The sequence below is a fragment of the Thermodesulfomicrobium sp. WS genome (assembly GCF_027925145.1).
Classification (GTDB): Bacteria; Desulfobacterota; Desulfovibrionia; order Desulfovibrionales; family Desulfomicrobiaceae; genus Thermodesulfomicrobium.
The window spans coordinates 2,295,259-2,311,251 of record NZ_AP027130.1; the positions used below are offsets into that span (position 1 = coordinate 2,295,259).

The window sequence follows — 15,993 nt, forward strand, 5'->3', positions numbered from 1 at the left end:
CGTACGCTCTCATGCTCCGTGAGAAACAGCAGCCAGCGGTTCTTCCTGGTGCAAGCGCTCCAGGAGCGCATCTCGTTGCCTGCGGAAGATATAGCGCTCGGAATGGCAGCGAATGCGGGCGATGAGTTCCAGCTTGTCCGGGACCTTGATCATGTAATCGTCGGCACCGAGGTCAAAGGCCTTTTTCTTGAGTTCCGGCTCCTCCCGGGCGGACAGCACGATGAGCGGGACCTCCCTAAAGTCCTCGCTGGTCTTGAAGAATTTCACCATGGTCAGACCATTGACCCCGGGCATGACCAAATCCAAGAGGATCACCGTAGGCTGCACGGAAAGCGCCACTTCCAAGGCCCGGTCGGGCTCCCGGCAATAGTGGAAGGTGATGTCGCGCTGGCTGGCGAGTTTGATGCGCATGGCCTCGCCGATGAGAAACTCGTCGTCCACCAAAAGCACGGTTATGGGTATCTGGGGAAAGAGTTCGCGCTGCCGCATCATTGATCATCCCTCCTTGCGGACCACCTGCACTGTGGCCAAATAGGCGTCCATGGCATCGAGCAGCGCCGCCACTTCGGTGAAATCTTTCCGATTGCCGGCATTCTCGATCTGCACCCCCATCTCGCCAAGTTCCTCGAAGCCGTACGTGCTCCCAAGCCCCTTTTGGCTATGCCCATGGCGGCAGATGGTCTCGAAGTCCCCGCGTGGCAGGGCCTCGCGCATCTCCGCCAAATTCCGACGCATGGTATCCAAAAAGAGCGGCACCAAGTCCATGAGCTCCGCATCCACGGCCACCACCGAGGCCGCGGACACTGCCGGCCGCGCCGGTGCTCCACCGTCTTCCAGCCGTACCGGCTCCACGGCTTCGGGGGCAGGCGCTTCGCCGTATACCACGTGCACCTGATCGAGATACTGACGCAAATTCTGCAAGAGCCGCGTCAATTCCTCGGTGTTCTTGGCCTCGGCCGCGCATTGGATGGCATAGCCCGTCTCGGTGACGTAGTCGAAACCATAGGTAGAGCCAAACCCCTTGTGGCTGTGTCCCAGCCGCCGCACCGTGGCGAAATCCCCCTGCTCCAAGGCCCCGTGCATGATCTCCAAATCCTTGCGCATGGAGTCCATGAGGAAGGGGATGAGCTCGCGCATCTCCGGGGCCACGTAGACCACCAAACGCTCCGAGCCGCTGGCTTCCGCCAGGTCCTCCACCAAGGTACAGGCTGCTTTTTCTGTCTGCACCTTGGGGACCTCACCGGTATCCATAAAGGTGCTCAGCATGTTGAAGGCCTGGATGGCCGCGTTTTTCTGCTTGTTTTGGCCGGCGAGCTCCAGGCTGCGCCCCATCTGGCTCACCGGTTCCACGCCGTACGTGGCGCCCAGGCCCTTGAGGCTATGGCCGCACCGCTGCACAGTGAGAAAGTCCTCCACGTCGAGGGCCTCTTTGATCTGACGCTGGAAGTCGCGCACGGTGCGCAAAAACATGGGACGAAGATCCGCCAGCTCCGGATCGATCTGTACCGGCGAAGAGTCCTCGTCGGCGCTTTCCGGAAGCGGCGCCTGGCTTGCCGCCGGGGCCCCTGGCCGCAGCGTCTCCCGCATCCCCGCATAGCGCTCGATCATGTCGAGCAGATCCTGCTTCTTGAGCGGCTTGGCCAAAAAGTCCGTACACCCCGCAGCCAAACACTGCTGACGATGCTCCTGGAAGGCATGGGCCGTCAGGGCCACGATGGGCGTGGAGTACTCCCGCTTTTCCTGCTCCCAGAGACGGATGCGCCGGGTGGCCTCCAGGCCATCCATGACCGGCATTTCCATATCCATGAGCACGAGATCGAAGGGTTCGGCCATGAAGCGGTCCACCGCCACCTGACCGTTTTCCGCATGGGTGAGCACCACATTGGTGTTCTTCAGGAAGAGTTCCACCACCTTGCGGTTGGCCTCCACGTCGTCCACAAGCAGCACCTTCCACTGCTGGCGCGCCGAGGTCAGGCGGCGGTGCTTCTGTTGGGAGGCCAGATCCAAGAGCACGTCTTGGAGCCGGACGGTGCGTTCCCGGCGCAGGACGTACGCCAGCGCCCCCACCTCCGAAGGGCTTGGGAGCTCACCCAAGGCTTGCGGAGAATCCACCAGCAAGACCATGGGCGGGGCCTCGACGTCCTGTCCCAGAAGAAGCTGCACCACCTCAAAGCCCGGGTCTCCATCCACCCGGCTGTCCACGACCACCATGTCCACCCCGCCCAAACGCACGGCGTTCACGGCATCTGCAGGGTGCGAAGCCACCTGCGGCGTCAGCCCCCACGAGCGCACCAGAGCGGCGATGCTGTCATGGGCCTGCGGCCGGTCTTCCACCACCAGGAGCCGCAGATCGGACGGCACCTGGCTGCGGCGTTCCTGCGCGGCAACGCTGAAGTCCGGCTTGAGGGGCAAGAGGACAAAGAACGTCGTCCCGCGGCCCACCTCGCTCTCCAGCCAGATATCGCCGCCCATGAGCTCGGCCAGCTTCTTGGAGATGGCGAGACCGAGGCCGGTGCCGCCGAACTCCCGGGTGGTGGAGGTGTCGGCCTGGGCAAAGCTTTCGAAAATCGTCGAAATCTTGTCCTTGCGGATGCCAATGCCCGTATCCTGTACCTTGAAGAGGCAGCAGGGCGAGCCGTCTTCGGCCACGGCGTCCTCCACGGTCAGGCGGACGCTGCCCTGGTGGGTGAACTTGATGGCATTGCCCACCAGGTTGATGAGGATCTGGCGGATACGGAACGGATCGCCCTGATACCGCGTCGCCAGGCCCGGCGACAGGGTACACGACAAGGCCAACCCTTTTTCCTCGGCCCGGTAGACGAACAGCTTGTGGATATCCTCCACCAACTCCTGCAGGTCGAAGGGCACGGTCTCCAGTTTGATCTGCCCCACCTCGATCTTGGAGAAGTCGAGGATGTCATTGATGATCCCCAAAAGCAGCTCGCCCGCGGAGCTGAACGTGCGCACGTATTCCGCCTGCTCTTCCGTCAGGCCCGTTTCCTGGAGCATTTCCGCCATGCCCAAGATGGCGTTCATGGGCGTGCGGATCTCGTGGCTCATACGTGCCAAGAACTCACTCTTGGTGCGCGTGGCCTTGTCGGCCTCTTCCTTGGCCAAACGGAGTTCCTCGGCGTGACGGCGCAGGAGTTCACTGGCCTTTTTCCGTTCCGTGATGTCTTCGAGCACCACGATGATGCCTTTATCCGGGTCACTTTCATCCAGCGCCTTGGCAGAGATCTGGCTCCAGAAGATTTCGCCGTTTTTCCGGCGGAACTGGAACTCCAATTGCGTGATCTCCACTTCCGGCAACTGGCTGAAAAATTTCTCCACAAAGGTATCGAAATCCCGATTGGACACATGCAGCTGCACCGGGTCGATGGACGGCATCTCTTCCTGGGTATAGCCGAAGATCATGGCGAAACGGGTATTGGCCCGCACTACCCGGTGATCCGGGGTCATCACGGCGATACCCACCAAGGAGTTTTCGAAAATGGCCTCCACTTCCCGAAAGGCCTTGCCGAGCTCCTCGGTACGCTCGGCCACTTTTTGTTCCAAACCGCGGTAGAGCTCGCGCAGATTGCGGCTCATGATGTTGAAACCCTCGGCCAGAATGCCGAGTTCGTCCGAACGACGGTCCAAGTTGGATGTCACGAACTCACCTCGGGCCAAGGTCTCGGTGAGTTCGGCCAGGTTGGCCACAGGCTGGATAAGCAGACGGTTGAGAAAGAAGTACAAAAACACCGCGATGACGCCGAGCACCACCGCAAAGGCGGCGATGAGCTGAATGACGGTACGCTGGGCTTCCTCCCTGGCCTTATCGATGCGCATGGCCAGGCGCACCTGCCCCAACGTAACCCCGCCCCGCGTCAGATCTTGAGTAAAGATCAGCACGTCTTGCGGAGGGATTGCCTTGGCCATGGCAAAACGGGTCACCCCGGGCCGCACTTCTCCGTCATTGAGTGGATTCCCGTTGGCATCCGTGATCAAGCAGTAGGCCACGGAAGGGGAAAACTCCGCCCGCGCCGCAACTTCCTCAAGGAGGTACGTCGCCCCGCGCTCCAAAGGCGGCACACTGGCCTGCGCCACCACGGTCACCTGCTCCTGCCCCTGGCGCCGTACCTCACCCAAGAGGAACGCGAGCTGGGCCTGGTACATGAAGTAGCCCAGGGCCATAAAGCTCGCCACCAGGATAACCTGGATGCCCAAATGGATTTTGAATTGGAGCAGGTTGTAGAAAGCCCGTCTTCGTTCCATGACCTCGTCCTCTTTCGCTGCTGCCGGTTGTCCGGAGAATGCCCTAGGGCAGGGCCAACACTTCCGCCACCGCTTCGACCAACTCTTCGCGCTTGATGGGCTTGCTCAGACAGCGCTTGGCCCCCATCAGTTTGGCCCACTTGAGATAATCCGTGGCCCCGCCCCGACCACCGCCCGACATGGCGATGATGCGGATCTTGGGATCCAATTTCCGCAGCTCCCGAATGATCTGAATCCCCTCCTTATCCGGCATGATCATATCCGTGACCACGACATCAAAGGGATTTTGGCGGTAGAGACGCAACCCCTCATCTCCATCGCCAGCCTGCTCCACGGCATAGCCTTCCGCCACAAGCATCTTGGCCAGCGCCAAGCACATCAACTGGTCATCATCAATCACCAAGACTCGCTTCTGCATGCCACTTGCTCCCATGCACCATCAATTCGGTGGTAACAGAAAACCAAAACGCTCCAGAATGCGTTTCCCTTCACTGGAAAATATGGCCTGCAACAGTTCCGACGGGGGGGCTTCTTTGCGCCAGACCACAAAGAGCGACCGCACCAAAGGATACGATCCATCCCGGACCGAGGCACCAGAAGGCACCACCGGAGTTTGCCCCGGTTCCGTGCGAAGCGCCACCAATGCCGCCTGTTTCGAAAGCGGCAGGCTCGTATACCCAATGGCGCCGGGGGTAGACGCCACCAGCGCGTCCACCGCTGCTGGCGTAGGCGCCTTGCGGGCCGCGCCCGTCAAGGGCAGGTCCCCCAGCACCATCTCCTGGAAAAGCCGGTGAGTGCCAAAATTGGGCTCCAGGGCAACGACAACGATGGGGATATCTGGGCCACCCACCTCGCTCCAGCGCTGGATGCGGCCGCTGAAGATCCCCCGCAGCGTCTCCATGTCCACAATGCGCACAGGATTGTCGGGGGCGACCAGCACCGCCAAGGCATCCTGGCCCACCATACGGGACTGCAAACCCTCTGAAGATTCCTGCGCCGCAGTGAGCGGTCGGGAACTTATGGCCATCGCACACGCTCGGCTCATCAAGGCCGTAAGCCCCGCCTCCGTGCCCACAGCGCGCACCTCAATGGATCGACGAACCTTCTCCGCAAAAAAAGCCCCTTCCACTTCCGTGGATTCCGGGACCAGTCCCGGCAAGCGCCGCACTTCGCCGGCGCCGGAGCGCACCAAAGCCAGGCGCGCCCACTCTACCGCCGCATCCGCCAAGACCACCGAACCGGCCACCTTGAGGGGAGGCTCGCGGGTAAACGGCGCCGGCTGGTAGGTGCCGCGCACTTCCACGCCGCGCTCTCCCTGAGCGATGAGCACTGGTGCCGGGGCTTCCCAATCGGGTACGGGCTTGAACTCCACGGCCCACAAGGGTTCGTCGCGGTCCTGTTTGCCCGGGGCGCGCCACTGGCCCGTCAACCGCCACGCCGCTCCGGCCTGGGCCGCGGCAGGCGGAAAGATGTACACCGAGCGGACAACCGGCTCCTGGCGGCCGAGCACCAACTCCGGCCGCCACGCCACCAGCGCTGCAGCTGCAAGCAGCACCAACGCCCCGAGTGTGAACAGCACAGGGACCCAACGTCTGCGGACTCGTCCCGATTCTCTCGCCATAGTTCGTTCCTATTTCGCCGATACCCAAGCGAACACCGCTGGATCGAAGCGTCGATCCACAAAGCGTGCCCCCACACGATCTCCACGCACGGATTTGAGCTCCACGTCCTTGCGCAGCTGTCCGCCCTCCGCCGTAGGAAACTGGAGCACCAAGATCTCCCCGGAGCTCAGGCTCCGCGCGGTCTCCTGCACTTCAAGGCCAGCGCCTTCCATGGAGATATCGCGCACCAGCACCCGGGCCACAGGGGCAGTGGCATCTGCGGCGTCCAGAAGCTGCCCCTGCAAGGCCACCGTCTTGCGAAAATATTTGCGAAAATTGAGATTGATGCGAAAGACGTGGGCGCAGCGGGTACATTTGGCCTTGACCTCCCAATGTCCCTTGGTGCGCAAGGGCTCCACGGGCACGGTCTTGGCAAGCCCGCAACTCGGACACACGATGGCAACCTCTTTCTTCTTGAAGACGTAGAGCTCCACGACCTCGTTTCTGGATGCACTCATGGTTCTCTCTCCCGGTTGCGATCACCATTCCTCGGTTGAGCGACCGCGATGTGACACAAAAGTCCCTCTTTTGACAATGGCCAACAGCCCCGTCACCCAAAATCCACCGAAGCCCGAAAAAAAAAAAAAAAAAAAACAATGCCTCCGCGGTGCACCGCGAAGGCATCGAAGCGATGGGAATTGCTCCCTCCTTCAACCCACTACGGACGCCACCAGCGCCGCATGGGCACCCACCAAACACGCCACCGCCACCAAGCCCAAAACAATCTTTTTTCCAAGGTCTTTGACCACTCTTGTCTCCTTTACCGTTTTCCGCCACAAGGATTGCAGGCGCCCATACCCGCAACCGATGCCCGTGTCGAGATGTTTTCGCACGTCCCACCACTGCAGGAGCACCACATGCACACCATCACCTGGCAAGACTTTGCAGCCGTAGAACTGCGCGTCGGCCGTATCGTCGAGGTCCACGACTTTCCCGAGGCCCGCATCCCCGCCTACCGCATTCGCGCGGACTTCGGCCCTCCGTGGGGGATCAAGACCACCAGCGCCCGGGTGACGGCGCTCTACACCAAAGAAGCGCTCCTTGGCCGCCTCATCCTCGGGGTGCTCAACCTGCCGCCCAAACGCATCGGCCCGGTGCTCTCGGAATTCCTCCTCACCGGATTCGCTCGCGAAGACGGCGCCGTGGTCCTGGCGGTCCCGGAACAGGACGTCCCTGTAGGGGCACGCCTCTTTTAGGGCCGGGGCCAAAGACGCGGCGCCTGCGCGTACATCCCCTCCAGGTTGTAGCGCTGGCGGACCTCGTCCACGAACACATGCACCACCACGTCGCCCCCATCGAGGAGCACCCATTCGCCAAGGCCCATGCCCTCCACCCCCAGCACCGGCCAACCGTGCTGGCGGAAGTGAAGCCCCAAGTCTTCGGCCATGGCCTGGGCGTGGCGGGCGGAAAGGGCGGTCACGAGGATCACGACGTCACAGAGACTCGTGAGCGCCGACACGTCCATGGCCACAATGTCCTGGCCTTTTTTCCCGTCGAGCCAGGCGACAATCTCCTGCATTTTGTTTTCCACACACGCCTCCTGCACAGAGCGACACGTGCCTACTGCAAACCGCGGACAAGGGCAAATCGCCTTGACGAACAATAATCGATTGTTCAAGGACAGCGCATCCCATCATGATTCCCACGTCTCGCGGCGCACTCCGTACTGCCCCAGCAGAACACCGCACCGCGAGCGCCACCGCCCCTTGAGGAGGACCCCATGCTCTACGATGTCGCCCAAGAGACCCTGCCCCGTGACGAACTGGAAGCCCTCCAGCTTCGGCGTCTGCGCCAATTGGTGGACAAAGTGTACTACAATGTCCCGTTTTACCGCAAAAAATTCGACGAACTCGGGGTGCGGCCCGAACACATCCGCACCCTGGCCGACGTGCGGCACCTGCCCTTTACGGAGAAGCAGGACCTGCGCAACAATTACCCCTTTGGCCTCTTTGCCGTGCCCCGCGACAACGTCGTGCGGGTGCATGCCTCTTCCGGCACCACCGGCAAGGCCACGGTAGTGGGCTACACTGCCCGGGACGTGCACAACTGGGCGGACCTCATGGCCCGCTCCTTCATGTGCGCCGGCGGCAGCCGCCGGGACATCGTCCACAACGCCTATGGCTACGGCCTCTTCACCGGCGGGCTGGGCATGCACTACGGGGTGGAGCGCCTTGGGGCCACCATCATTCCCATTTCCGGCGGCGGCACCCGACGTCAGGTGATGCTGCTGCGCGACTTCGGTGCCACAGTGCTGTGCAGCACCCCCTCCTATGCCTTGTATCTCTACGAAACCATTGTGGAATCCGGAATCGATGTGACGGATCTCAAACTCCATACCGGCATCTTCGGCGCCGAGCCTTGGAGTGAAAAAATGCGCTCGGAAATCGAATCCAAGCTGCGCATCAAGGCCCTGGACATCTACGGCCTGTCGGAGATCATGGGCCCCGGCGTGGCCATGGAATGCCGCGAGGCCCAGGACGGCCTGCATCTCTGGGAAGATCACTTCCTCATGGAGATCATCGATCCGCAAACCGGGGAGGTGCTGCCGGAAGGGGAAACCGGCGAGTTGGTGATCACCACCCTCACCAAAGAGGCGCAACCCCTCATCCGCTACCGCACCCGGGACATCACCCAGATCAACGCCATCCCGTGCAAATGCGGCCGCACCCACCGCCGCATCACCCGTATCCAAGGCCGCTCCGACGACATGCTCATCATCCGCGGGGTCAATGTCTTCCCGCAGCAGATCGAAGCCATCCTCCTGGAGACCCAGGGAATCACCCCGCATTATCAGCTCATCCTGCGCCGGGAAGGCAGCCTCGACACCCTGGAAGTCAAGGTGGAAGTGGACGAGAGCCTCTTCTCGGACGAGATCAAGCATTTACAGCGCATCGAGGCCAGGATACAGAAAAACATCAAAGAGTTTCTCGGCGTCACCGCCAAAGTGACCCTGTCGGAGCCGCGCAGCATCGAGCGCTCCGAAGGCAAGGCCAAACGCATCCTGGATCTCCGCAGCGCCTAAGCTCTCCCTGGGAGGAACCATGAAAGTCGAACAGATCTCCGTATTTCTGGAAAACCGCGCCGGTCGCCTGGCTGAGGTGACCAAACTCTTGGCCCAGGGGGGCATCAACATCCGCGCCCTGTCCCTGGCCGACACTTCGGACTTCGGCATCCTGCGTCTCATCGTCACCGACTCGGAAAGGGCCAAGGAAATCCTCAAGGCTGGCGGATTCACCGTGGGCCGCACCAACGTGGTGGCCGTCGAAGTGGCCGATCAGCCGGGCGGACTCCATAACATCCTGGAAATCCTGGGAGCAGGTGGGGTCAACGTGGAGTACATGTACGCCTTTGTCACCCAGAGCGGCAAAAATGCGGTACTCATCTTCCGCTTCGACCGTACGGACCAGGCCATCGAGACCCTCCAGGCCGCAGGGGTGCGCATCCTCTCCGGCCCCGAGCTCTACGCCCTCTAAAACCACGCCGCGCGCCTCGGAGCCCTTACCTCGAGGCGCGCGGTCGGCTACGAGACCATCTCCGCCATTTGCGCAAAGAAATCTTCCGCGGCAAAAACGCCCGGAAACTGCGCCTCCCAGACGGGAAGTCTGGCCGCCAGGCCGTCGAATCCCTCCACCTCCTCCACCTGCTTGCCGTCCACGAAAAACCGAAAGCGCGTGCCCCGCGGACAGCGGGTCATGATCATCTCCACCTTGCGGCCGCCGGCAAAGACCATCCACGGCGCGGACCACGAGCTGCGGTCCCCCTCGGTCTTCTGGTACTTGGCGAAAAAGGCTTCCCACAGCCGCTCGATTTCCTGCTGTTCCATCCCTACCTCCCAACGCGACGAGGCCCCTCTTGACCGAAGCCTCCAGTCGCGGCAATTGGTCAGACCAATGACAACCCCACTCTCTCACCATCTTCTTCGACTCATCGACGACCTGGGCCTTAGCCCAGGCGAGCGGCTTCCGCCAGAGCGGGATTTGGCGCAAAAATTTCGCGTCTCCCGGGGGAGCATCCGGGAGGCGGTCAAGCATCTGGCCGCCCAAGGCGTGGTGGAGAGCCGACGCGGCGCAGGCACGTTTGTGGTGAGCTCTCCCCAGGCCTTTACCCGCGCCATGGGAGCAGCGCTCGCGGGGGCGCGCGCTCACCTCGACCGCCTCTTCGAACTGCGCCTGGTAGTGGAGCCAGGGATCGCAGCGCTCGCTGCCCGTAAGGCTACCGACGCCCACATGGAAGCCATCAGAGAGGCCATAGCCGCCCAGGCCGCGGAAGCCGACCCCCGCCGCTGGGGAGCACGAGACATGGCAGTGCACCACGCCATCGCCCAGGCCACGGAAAACCCTCTCGTGCCCGAGCTCTTGGCCGCCACAGCCGCCGCATTCACCGAAACTCGCGAAGAGGCGCTCCAATCCCCAGCGCGTCACCACGCCTCGGTAGCCGGACATCATCGCATCCTTGAGGCGCTCCTGGCCCACGACCCTGCTGCTGCGGCCAAGGCCATGGAAGACCATATCCTTTGGGCGCATGCCCTCACCCAACTTCCTTCCAAGGAGGATTGCGCATGAAAGAAATTCGCGCCACAGCCAAAGAACTCATGCACGGCTACTGCCGGGTGTGCCCGGTATGCAATGGCAAGGCCTGCGCCGGCGAAGTACCGGGCATGGGCGGCCTCGGCACGGGCTCGGCCTTCATGGCCAACGTGGAGGCCCTCTCCCGCGTGCGTCTGGCCATGCGCCTCATCCATGACACCACCGATCCCGACACCAGCGTGGAGTTTTTGGGACACACCCTGAGCGTGCCGGTGCTGGCCGCGCCCATCGGCGGGGTGTCCTTCAACATGGGCGGCGGCAGGAGCGAACAGGAGTACATCGACGCCATCATCCACGGCTGCGCGGCCCGCGGCACCTTGGGGTGCACCGGGGACGGCGTGCCGCCGTTCATCCTGGATGCGGCCTGTACTGCCCTCACGGCAGCGGGCGGCCGGGGGATCCCTTTCATCAAGCCGTGGGAAGACCAGGAACTCTTCGAAAAGCTCGAGCGGGTGCTCGCCTGCGGCGTGCCCATGGTGGGCATGGACATCGACGCCGCCGGGCTCGTGACCCTGCGCAAGATGGGCCGACCCGTATCGCCGCGCTCGGCCAAAGAGTTGCAGCGCATCCGCGAGCGTATTCCCGTGCCCTTCATCCTCAAGGGCATCATGACCCCGGATCAGGCGCGCCTGGCCGTAGACGCCGGGGTGGACGCCATCGTGGTCTCCAACCACGGCGGCCGGGTGCTCGACGGCACTCCCGGCACGGCGGAAGTGCTTCCTGCCGTGGCCCGAGCCGTGGGGCACCTCGTGCCAGTGCTCGTGGACGGTGGGGTGCGGAGCGGCGGCGACGTGCTCAAGATGCTCGCTTTAGGCGCCCGCGCCGTACTCATCGGCCGACCCTTCTCCGTGGCTGCCATCGGCGGGTTGCAAAACGGCGTGGAGACCTACCTGGATGCCCTCACCACGGAACTCAAGCAGGCCATGGTCATGACCGGCACCGCCAGCTGCCGGTCCGTGTCCAGCGACATCCTCGCCTAACCCGTCCTCGTGGCCGGGCTGACGCCGGTCACGAGGAATCGCGCACCCACTCTATGCCGGCCTCGAACAAGGGGAGCCCCGACCCTTCCACCTTGCGGGCCCAGCGCACCACGCCCGCGTAGGTCTCAAGCAGGCTCAAGGCCGAGCCTTCGGGCACAAAGCCCTCGAACACCAGTTCCACCTGCGCCCCTTCCTCGAAGGCGGAGCGCGACAGCACGCGAAAACCACCGTCGCTATGGTCCACCATGCGGGCAAATTGCACCCGCCATCCCGCGTAGCGCACCCGCACCGGCGCCAAGCATTCCAAGCGCGGATACCGGCGGGCGTCTGCTGTTTCCTGTGATCGCTCCATGCAAAAATGCTCACCCGCCAGCACCGCCCCTGTCAAGCACGGTCCGGCGACAACAGCCCAGCACCAGGACGCCACGAGCGCACAACCACCCTTGACAACGGATCCGGGGCACATCTAGGCGACATCCATATTCCCCAAAAAGAAATCCGGAGTGCCCATGACCGACATCGCACAGCTGCTTCGTAACAACATCGCCTGGGCCGAGCGCGTGGAGCGCGACCACCCCGGATTTTTTCGTAAACTGGAACGCCAGCACAAACCCAAGTTCTTGTGGATCGGCTGCGCGGATAGCCGCGTGCCCGCAGACCAACTCACCGGCGTCATGCCCGGCGAAGTTTTCGTGCACCGCAATATCGCCAACCAGGTCATCAATACAGACATGAACCTCATGTGCGTGCTCCAGTATGCCATCGACGTCTTGCGCGTGGAACACATCATCGTCTGCGGGCATTCGCGCTGCGGCGGCATCGAGGCGGTGATGCGGGGGACGACCCCCGGCGTGCTCGACCATTGGCTCGAATCGGTCCGCCGCCTGGTGGAAGCGCACCCTGAGGCAGACGTGGACGACATCGGCCAGCTCAACGTGCGCCACGGGGTCGAGTCCCTGGCGCACAATGTCTTGGTGCGCCGGGCCTGGAGCCGAGGCCGCCGCCTCCTCCTGCATGGCTGGTTCTACTCCATCGCCAACGGTCGCCTCCAAGACCTTGGGGTTTCCCGCGGTCCTCAGAGCGAAAACGCACCATGATCCAACTGCGGTCCATGCCTCCCACAGGCTTCAGCCTCCTCGAAGTGAGTATCGCCCTCGTCATCATCGGCCTGCTCTTCGCCGTGGGGGCGCTCTCGTGGAGCGCCTTGGCCGAGACCCGACGCCTGGCCAAGGCGCGGGCCCAGCTCCTGGAGGTGCGCGACTGCATGCTGCGGGCAAGTCTGCTCCATGAGCACTACCCCAGCGACACCGATTTTTTGCGCTGCAGCAACGAAACCGGGCTGGACCCCTGGGGCGGGGATCTGCGCATGGTCCGCGGGGTCACCACCGCCGGGCTCCCGCTTGACGAGTCCTTCGCCGTGGTCACGGACGCCGCCCGCGGCCAGCTCCTGACGCTTCCTGATGGGAACGCTTCCCGGGCCATCCTGCTTCCAGAAGGCGAAAACCGCACCAGCATTGCCTTTGCGGTGATCAGCCTGGGAAAAAACCGCGTGGCCGATCACCCCAGTGTTGCAGGGCTGAATACCAACGCCATCGTGCCGCTTTCCGCGAGTATGGATTTTTCTTCGCCCACCAAAGATGATGTGGTGCTCCCGGTCCAAGCCTACGAGGTCATGGGCTACCTTCGCAACGTGGTAGGACCACAATGAAAACCCCGCGTGGTTTTACCTTGGTGGAATTGGCCATCGTCCTGGTGGTGGTGGGGCTCATTGCGGCCATGGTCGTGCCGACCCTCAAAAGCGGCATTCTGCACGGCAAGATGAGCGAGGCCCGCGCCACGCTGCAGGCAGTGCGTGACGGCGTCATCGGCGTGGCGCAGGCCAACTCCCGTATCCTCCCTGCCACCTTGACCCCCTTAGGCGCCCCCAAAGACCCATGGGGAAACGCCATCCGCTACCGGCGGGATCCGGGGCTCACCGGCGATGTGTGCGCCGCCAACGCCACATCAGGCACCTTCGTTTCCCCAGAAGGGCAGACTATTGCGGACGTGGCCTTCGTGGTGGCAAGCTCGGGGCCGGACTTCCAAGAAGACGCGGCGCTGAACGCCAGCACCGATGCCCGGCAGGCGGACGACGACCTGATCCTTGCCGTCACGCTGCCGCACCTCAAGACCATCCTGTGCGCCGACCGGGCAAAAGGTGCACAGACCCCCGGCGCCCTGGCCACCTGGAACGACATCCTCCTGCACACCGCAGCCGTGACCAGCGGGTCCAACGATCTGGGCGCCAAGATCACGCCCTCGTCCATCGTCCTCGGCATCCCCAATGGCACGACCCCCGCATTTTCCTACGGCTGCGTGTGGTACACGGGGAATCTCAACGCCACCAGCGGCACTCCGGTCTGCACCAACGGCAATTGCACCCTGGGCAAGGGACTGCGGGCCTATTTCACCTTCACGGTGGAAAAAGTCGGCGATCCGCTCGCCGACGGCTTTACCTTCGCCGTGGTGAGCGCGGCCACCAACACGCATCAGTCCTGCGGCGGCAAGGGTTCGGCCCTGGGATACGCAAGCACCTTCAACCAGCCCGGCGATAACGGCGTCCCCCCCTTCGTGCTGCCGCCCAAGATGGCGGTAGAGTTCGATTTCTATACCTCTGGGGGATTTAACGATCCTGGAAGCCATCTCGACCACCTGGGCATTGCCTATTGGGGAAACAATACGGGAAGTAGCGATCTGGACCGGGGCAAAGACGACCTCAAACACAACTTCACCCCGTCTGACGGCAGCCCGCCGCACCCCAATTCCGTCCGCTCTTCCAACCAAACCTATTTCGACGAAACCGGCACCGTCACCTACCCGGTGCGCGTGGAGATCCTGCGCAATGCCACCAGCGGGAATTACACCACCCATGTGTGGTTCAACTGCGCCGGGTGCAGCGATCTCACCGTCTCGGGCCTGGATGGCGGGGTGGCGCCGGAACACCGCTACGCGGCCAGCGAGTATTTCCGCCATTCCATCACCATGAACGCCCCCTGGAACGCCCTGATGGACAAGGTCCTGCTCGGTTGGACCGAGGGCACGGGATCCTACCGGCAACGGGTCACCCTCAAGAGCGCCCAATTCTTCTTCCCGGAGTAGCTATGCCGCAGCGTGGGTTCACCCTGGTGGAAGCCGCCATCGTCCTCGTCCTCCTCGGCATCCTTGCCGCCCTGGTGGTGCCGGCGCTTGTCTCCAGCACCCGGCACGAAAAACGCCAGGAGGGCAAAGAGGCCCTGCTGGCCCTGCGCCACGCCATCGTCGAGTGGGCCGATGCCCACAACGACACCCTACCCGCCAACCTCACCAGCGCCCAACTGCCGGATACCGACATCTGGGGCCGCGCCTACGCCTACCGCCCCTTTTCCTCCACCATCAGCGTCTGCACCACCCCCAACGCCACCGCCACCCCGATCGTCTCCGGGGGCAAGAGCATCAGCGCCGCCTTCTGGGCGGCCTCCCGCGGCCACGACACCACCCAAGACCTGGACTACACGGCCCCGGTACTCAATACCACGGACCCCAAGGACGACCTGGTGGAATGGATGGGCATGGAAGAACTCTACTACCTCATCTGCACCGGGAACAACACCTCCCACCAGGCCCATAGCGCCGCCCAGCACCTGCTCTTCAGTCCCGCAGCCATCACCATGCCCCAGAACTCCGACGTCACCGGCAACGTCGCCAGTGACGGATCCATCACCATCGAGCAAAATGTGGACATCACTGGAACGATCTTCGCCGGTGGCGCGGTCAATCTTGCCCAAAACACCCAGGCATCGGGGATCATCGCCAATGGTTCCATCTCGCTTGACCAACACGTGATCATTCACGGCGACATCCATGCGGGCGGAAGCATCACCATTGCTCAAAACACGCATATTTATGGCAATGTGTATGCCGCAGGAAGTGTCCAAATCTTTTGGAACGGTCCATGGCAATGTCGTTGCCGGTGGCATGGTAACGGTGACTACGCCAGGCAGTGTCACGGGAACTATCCAGCAAAATCAAAGTCCTGTCCTTGGGCTGCAGCCCTACGTCTCCCCCGGGATCCCCCGGATGCAGACCTTTGCCTCCACCGGACCCAATGTCAGCTCGAACGGCCTGCTGGCTCCCGGCAATTACGGAAACGTCACCATCCCCAAAAACGGCATGCTCACGCTGCAAAGCGGCACGTATGTCTTCAGGAGCCTTTCCATGGACGGCGGGGACTTGCGTCTCAACTTCAATGCCACCGGCACCCTGGCGGACATTCAGGTCTTTGTGGTGGCAAATGCCTCCCTTTCCAAGATCACCACCCGGTTTTCGCTGGATGGAACGACCTTTGCGAGCGCCACCAACGCCTCCACCGACGTCGCCCGGCGCATGTACCTGGAGGCCCATGGCGGCTTTGCCTTCACCGGCGCCACCAGCGTCTGGATCGGCGGGGTGCTCACCAACGGTACGGCCGAAATCGATGCTAAGGCCTTCGTGGGC

General features: G+C 62.8%; 17 protein-coding genes. 9 read left to right on the forward strand and 8 right to left on the reverse strand.

The features are described 5' to 3' along the window. Nucleotides 1–9 precede the first annotated feature (9 nt). The 5 genes from QMF81_RS11040 to QMF81_RS11060 are packed head-to-tail and all read right to left on the reverse strand — an operon-like array spanning nt 10 to nt 6,373. Entirely contained in the window at nt 10–492 is a 483-nt protein-coding gene (locus tag QMF81_RS11040; protein WP_281750856.1) for a response regulator, read from the reverse strand. A 3-nt stretch (nt 493–495) separates the two neighbouring features. Then, the gene (locus QMF81_RS11045; protein ID WP_281750857.1) at nt 496–4,254 is read right to left on the reverse strand and encodes a response regulator; all 3,759 of its coding nucleotides are present in this window, start codon (nt 4,252–4,254) and stop codon (nt 496–498) included. A gap of 43 nt (nt 4,255–4,297) precedes the next feature. Further along, a complete protein-coding gene (locus tag QMF81_RS11050; protein WP_281750858.1) occupies nt 4,298–4,672 on the reverse strand; it encodes a response regulator in 375 nt (124 codons plus the stop codon). A gap of 21 nt (nt 4,673–4,693) precedes the next feature. Next, nucleotides 4,694–5,833 (reverse strand): substrate-binding domain-containing protein, encoded by a 1,140-nt coding sequence (locus tag QMF81_RS11055; RefSeq protein WP_281750859.1) that lies wholly within the window; start codon nt 5,831–5,833, stop codon nt 4,694–4,696. A 51-nt stretch (nt 5,834–5,884) separates the two neighbouring features. Then, the gene (locus QMF81_RS11060; protein WP_281750860.1) at nt 5,885–6,373 is read right to left on the reverse strand and encodes a PilZ domain-containing protein; all 489 of its coding nucleotides are present in this window, start codon (nt 6,371–6,373) and stop codon (nt 5,885–5,887) included. A gap of 399 nt (nt 6,374–6,772) precedes the next feature. Here QMF81_RS11060 and QMF81_RS11065 point away from each other — a divergent pair, with 399 nt between their 5' ends. Next, nucleotides 6,773–7,111, forward strand: a complete 339-nt coding sequence (locus QMF81_RS11065; protein ID WP_281750861.1) for a tRNA-binding protein — start codon at nt 6,773–6,775, stop codon at nt 7,109–7,111. Here the strand turns inward: QMF81_RS11065 and rsfS are convergent. Continuing rightward, on the reverse strand, nt 7,108–7,446 hold the full coding sequence (gene rsfS, locus QMF81_RS11070; RefSeq protein WP_281750862.1) for a ribosome silencing factor: 339 nt from the start codon (nt 7,444–7,446) through the stop codon (nt 7,108–7,110). The genes QMF81_RS11065 and rsfS overlap by 4 nt on opposite strands. 189 nt (nt 7,447–7,635) lie before the next feature. Here rsfS and QMF81_RS11075 point away from each other — a divergent pair, with 189 nt between their 5' ends. Together QMF81_RS11075 and QMF81_RS11080 are read left to right on the forward strand one after the other, a co-directional pair. Beyond that, nucleotides 7,636–8,937, forward strand: a complete 1,302-nt coding sequence (locus tag QMF81_RS11075) for a phenylacetate--CoA ligase (protein WP_281750863.1) — start codon at nt 7,636–7,638, stop codon at nt 8,935–8,937. 19 nt (nt 8,938–8,956) lie between these two features. After that, complete coding sequence (locus QMF81_RS11080) at nt 8,957–9,388, forward strand: ACT domain-containing protein (protein WP_281750864.1); 432 nt, start codon at nt 8,957–8,959, stop codon at nt 9,386–9,388. Nucleotides 9,389–9,435: 47 nt separating this feature from the next. Here QMF81_RS11080 and QMF81_RS11085 read toward each other — a convergent pair whose 3' ends face one another. Beyond that, a complete protein-coding gene (locus QMF81_RS11085; protein WP_281750865.1) occupies nt 9,436–9,738 on the reverse strand; it encodes a hypothetical protein in 303 nt (100 codons plus the stop codon). Between the two features lie 67 nt (nt 9,739–9,805). On the opposite strand from QMF81_RS11085, the gene QMF81_RS11090 reads away from it, so the two are divergent. After that, a complete protein-coding gene (locus QMF81_RS11090; RefSeq protein ID WP_281750866.1) occupies nt 9,806–10,477 on the forward strand; it encodes an FCD domain-containing protein in 672 nt (223 codons plus the stop codon). Next, nucleotides 10,474–11,481, forward strand: coding sequence for an alpha-hydroxy-acid oxidizing protein (locus QMF81_RS11095; protein WP_281750867.1), 1,008 nt, complete (start codon nt 10,474–10,476; stop codon nt 11,479–11,481). Before QMF81_RS11090 ends, QMF81_RS11095 begins: the two co-directional genes overlap by 4 nt. A 28-nt stretch (nt 11,482–11,509) precedes the next feature. On the opposite strand, the gene QMF81_RS11100 is transcribed toward QMF81_RS11095, so the two are convergent. Continuing rightward, a complete protein-coding gene (locus tag QMF81_RS11100; RefSeq protein WP_281750868.1) occupies nt 11,510–11,833 on the reverse strand; it encodes a PilZ domain-containing protein in 324 nt (107 codons plus the stop codon). Between the two features lie 157 nt (nt 11,834–11,990). On the opposite strand from QMF81_RS11100, the gene QMF81_RS11105 reads away from it, so the two are divergent. From QMF81_RS11105 to QMF81_RS11120, 4 genes are read left to right on the forward strand one after another with little or no spacing between them, the layout of a single operon-like run. Beyond that, nucleotides 11,991–12,578 carry a carbonic anhydrase gene (locus QMF81_RS11105; protein ID WP_281750869.1) on the forward strand — a complete coding sequence of 196 codons (588 nt, stop codon included), beginning with the start codon at nt 11,991–11,993 and terminating at the stop codon, nt 12,576–12,578. Then, nucleotides 12,575–13,189, forward strand: coding sequence for a prepilin-type N-terminal cleavage/methylation domain-containing protein (locus tag QMF81_RS11110; protein ID WP_281750870.1), 615 nt, complete (start codon nt 12,575–12,577; stop codon nt 13,187–13,189). The genes QMF81_RS11105 and QMF81_RS11110 overlap by 4 nt, the downstream gene beginning before the upstream one ends. Next, nucleotides 13,186–14,619 (forward strand): prepilin-type N-terminal cleavage/methylation domain-containing protein, encoded by a 1,434-nt coding sequence (locus tag QMF81_RS11115; protein ID WP_281750871.1) that lies wholly within the window; start codon nt 13,186–13,188, stop codon nt 14,617–14,619. The genes QMF81_RS11110 and QMF81_RS11115 overlap by 4 nt, the downstream gene beginning before the upstream one ends. A gap of 2 nt (nt 14,620–14,621) precedes the next feature. Then, entirely contained in the window at nt 14,622–15,980 is a 1,359-nt protein-coding gene (locus QMF81_RS11120; protein WP_281750872.1) for a prepilin-type N-terminal cleavage/methylation domain-containing protein, read from the forward strand. The last annotated feature ends 13 nt before the right edge of the window (nt 15,981–15,993 follow it).

Excerpts from the sequence above, each read along its gene's own strand:
- QMF81_RS11040 (WP_281750856.1), bottom strand. The coding sequence starts at position 492 with ATGATGCGGCAGCGCGAACTCTTTCCCCAGATACCCATAACCGTGCTT.
- QMF81_RS11045 (WP_281750857.1), bottom strand. The coding sequence starts at position 4,254 with ATGGAACGAAGACGGGCTTTCTACAACCTGCTCCAATTCAAAATCCAT.
- QMF81_RS11050 (WP_281750858.1), bottom strand. The coding sequence starts at position 4,672 with ATGCAGAAGCGAGTCTTGGTGATTGATGATGACCAGTTGATGTGCTTG.
- QMF81_RS11060 (WP_281750860.1), bottom strand. The coding sequence starts at position 6,373 with ATGAGTGCATCCAGAAACGAGGTCGTGGAGCTCTACGTCTTCAAGAAG.
- QMF81_RS11065 (WP_281750861.1), top strand. The coding sequence starts at position 6,773 with ATGCACACCATCACCTGGCAAGACTTTGCAGCCGTAGAACTGCGCGTC.
- QMF81_RS11075 (WP_281750863.1), top strand. The coding sequence starts at position 7,636 with ATGCTCTACGATGTCGCCCAAGAGACCCTGCCCCGTGACGAACTGGAA.
- QMF81_RS11080 (WP_281750864.1), top strand. The coding sequence starts at position 8,957 with ATGAAAGTCGAACAGATCTCCGTATTTCTGGAAAACCGCGCCGGTCGC.
- QMF81_RS11085 (WP_281750865.1), bottom strand. The coding sequence starts at position 9,738 with ATGGAACAGCAGGAAATCGAGCGGCTGTGGGAAGCCTTTTTCGCCAAG.
- QMF81_RS11090 (WP_281750866.1), top strand. The coding sequence starts at position 9,806 with ATGACAACCCCACTCTCTCACCATCTTCTTCGACTCATCGACGACCTG.
- QMF81_RS11095 (WP_281750867.1), top strand. The coding sequence starts at position 10,474 with ATGAAAGAAATTCGCGCCACAGCCAAAGAACTCATGCACGGCTACTGC.
- QMF81_RS11100 (WP_281750868.1), bottom strand. The coding sequence starts at position 11,833 with ATGGAGCGATCACAGGAAACAGCAGACGCCCGCCGGTATCCGCGCTTG.
- QMF81_RS11105 (WP_281750869.1), top strand. The coding sequence starts at position 11,991 with ATGACCGACATCGCACAGCTGCTTCGTAACAACATCGCCTGGGCCGAG.
- QMF81_RS11110 (WP_281750870.1), top strand. The coding sequence starts at position 12,575 with ATGATCCAACTGCGGTCCATGCCTCCCACAGGCTTCAGCCTCCTCGAA.
- QMF81_RS11115 (WP_281750871.1), top strand. The coding sequence starts at position 13,186 with ATGAAAACCCCGCGTGGTTTTACCTTGGTGGAATTGGCCATCGTCCTG.
- QMF81_RS11120 (WP_281750872.1), top strand. The coding sequence starts at position 14,622 with ATGCCGCAGCGTGGGTTCACCCTGGTGGAAGCCGCCATCGTCCTCGTC.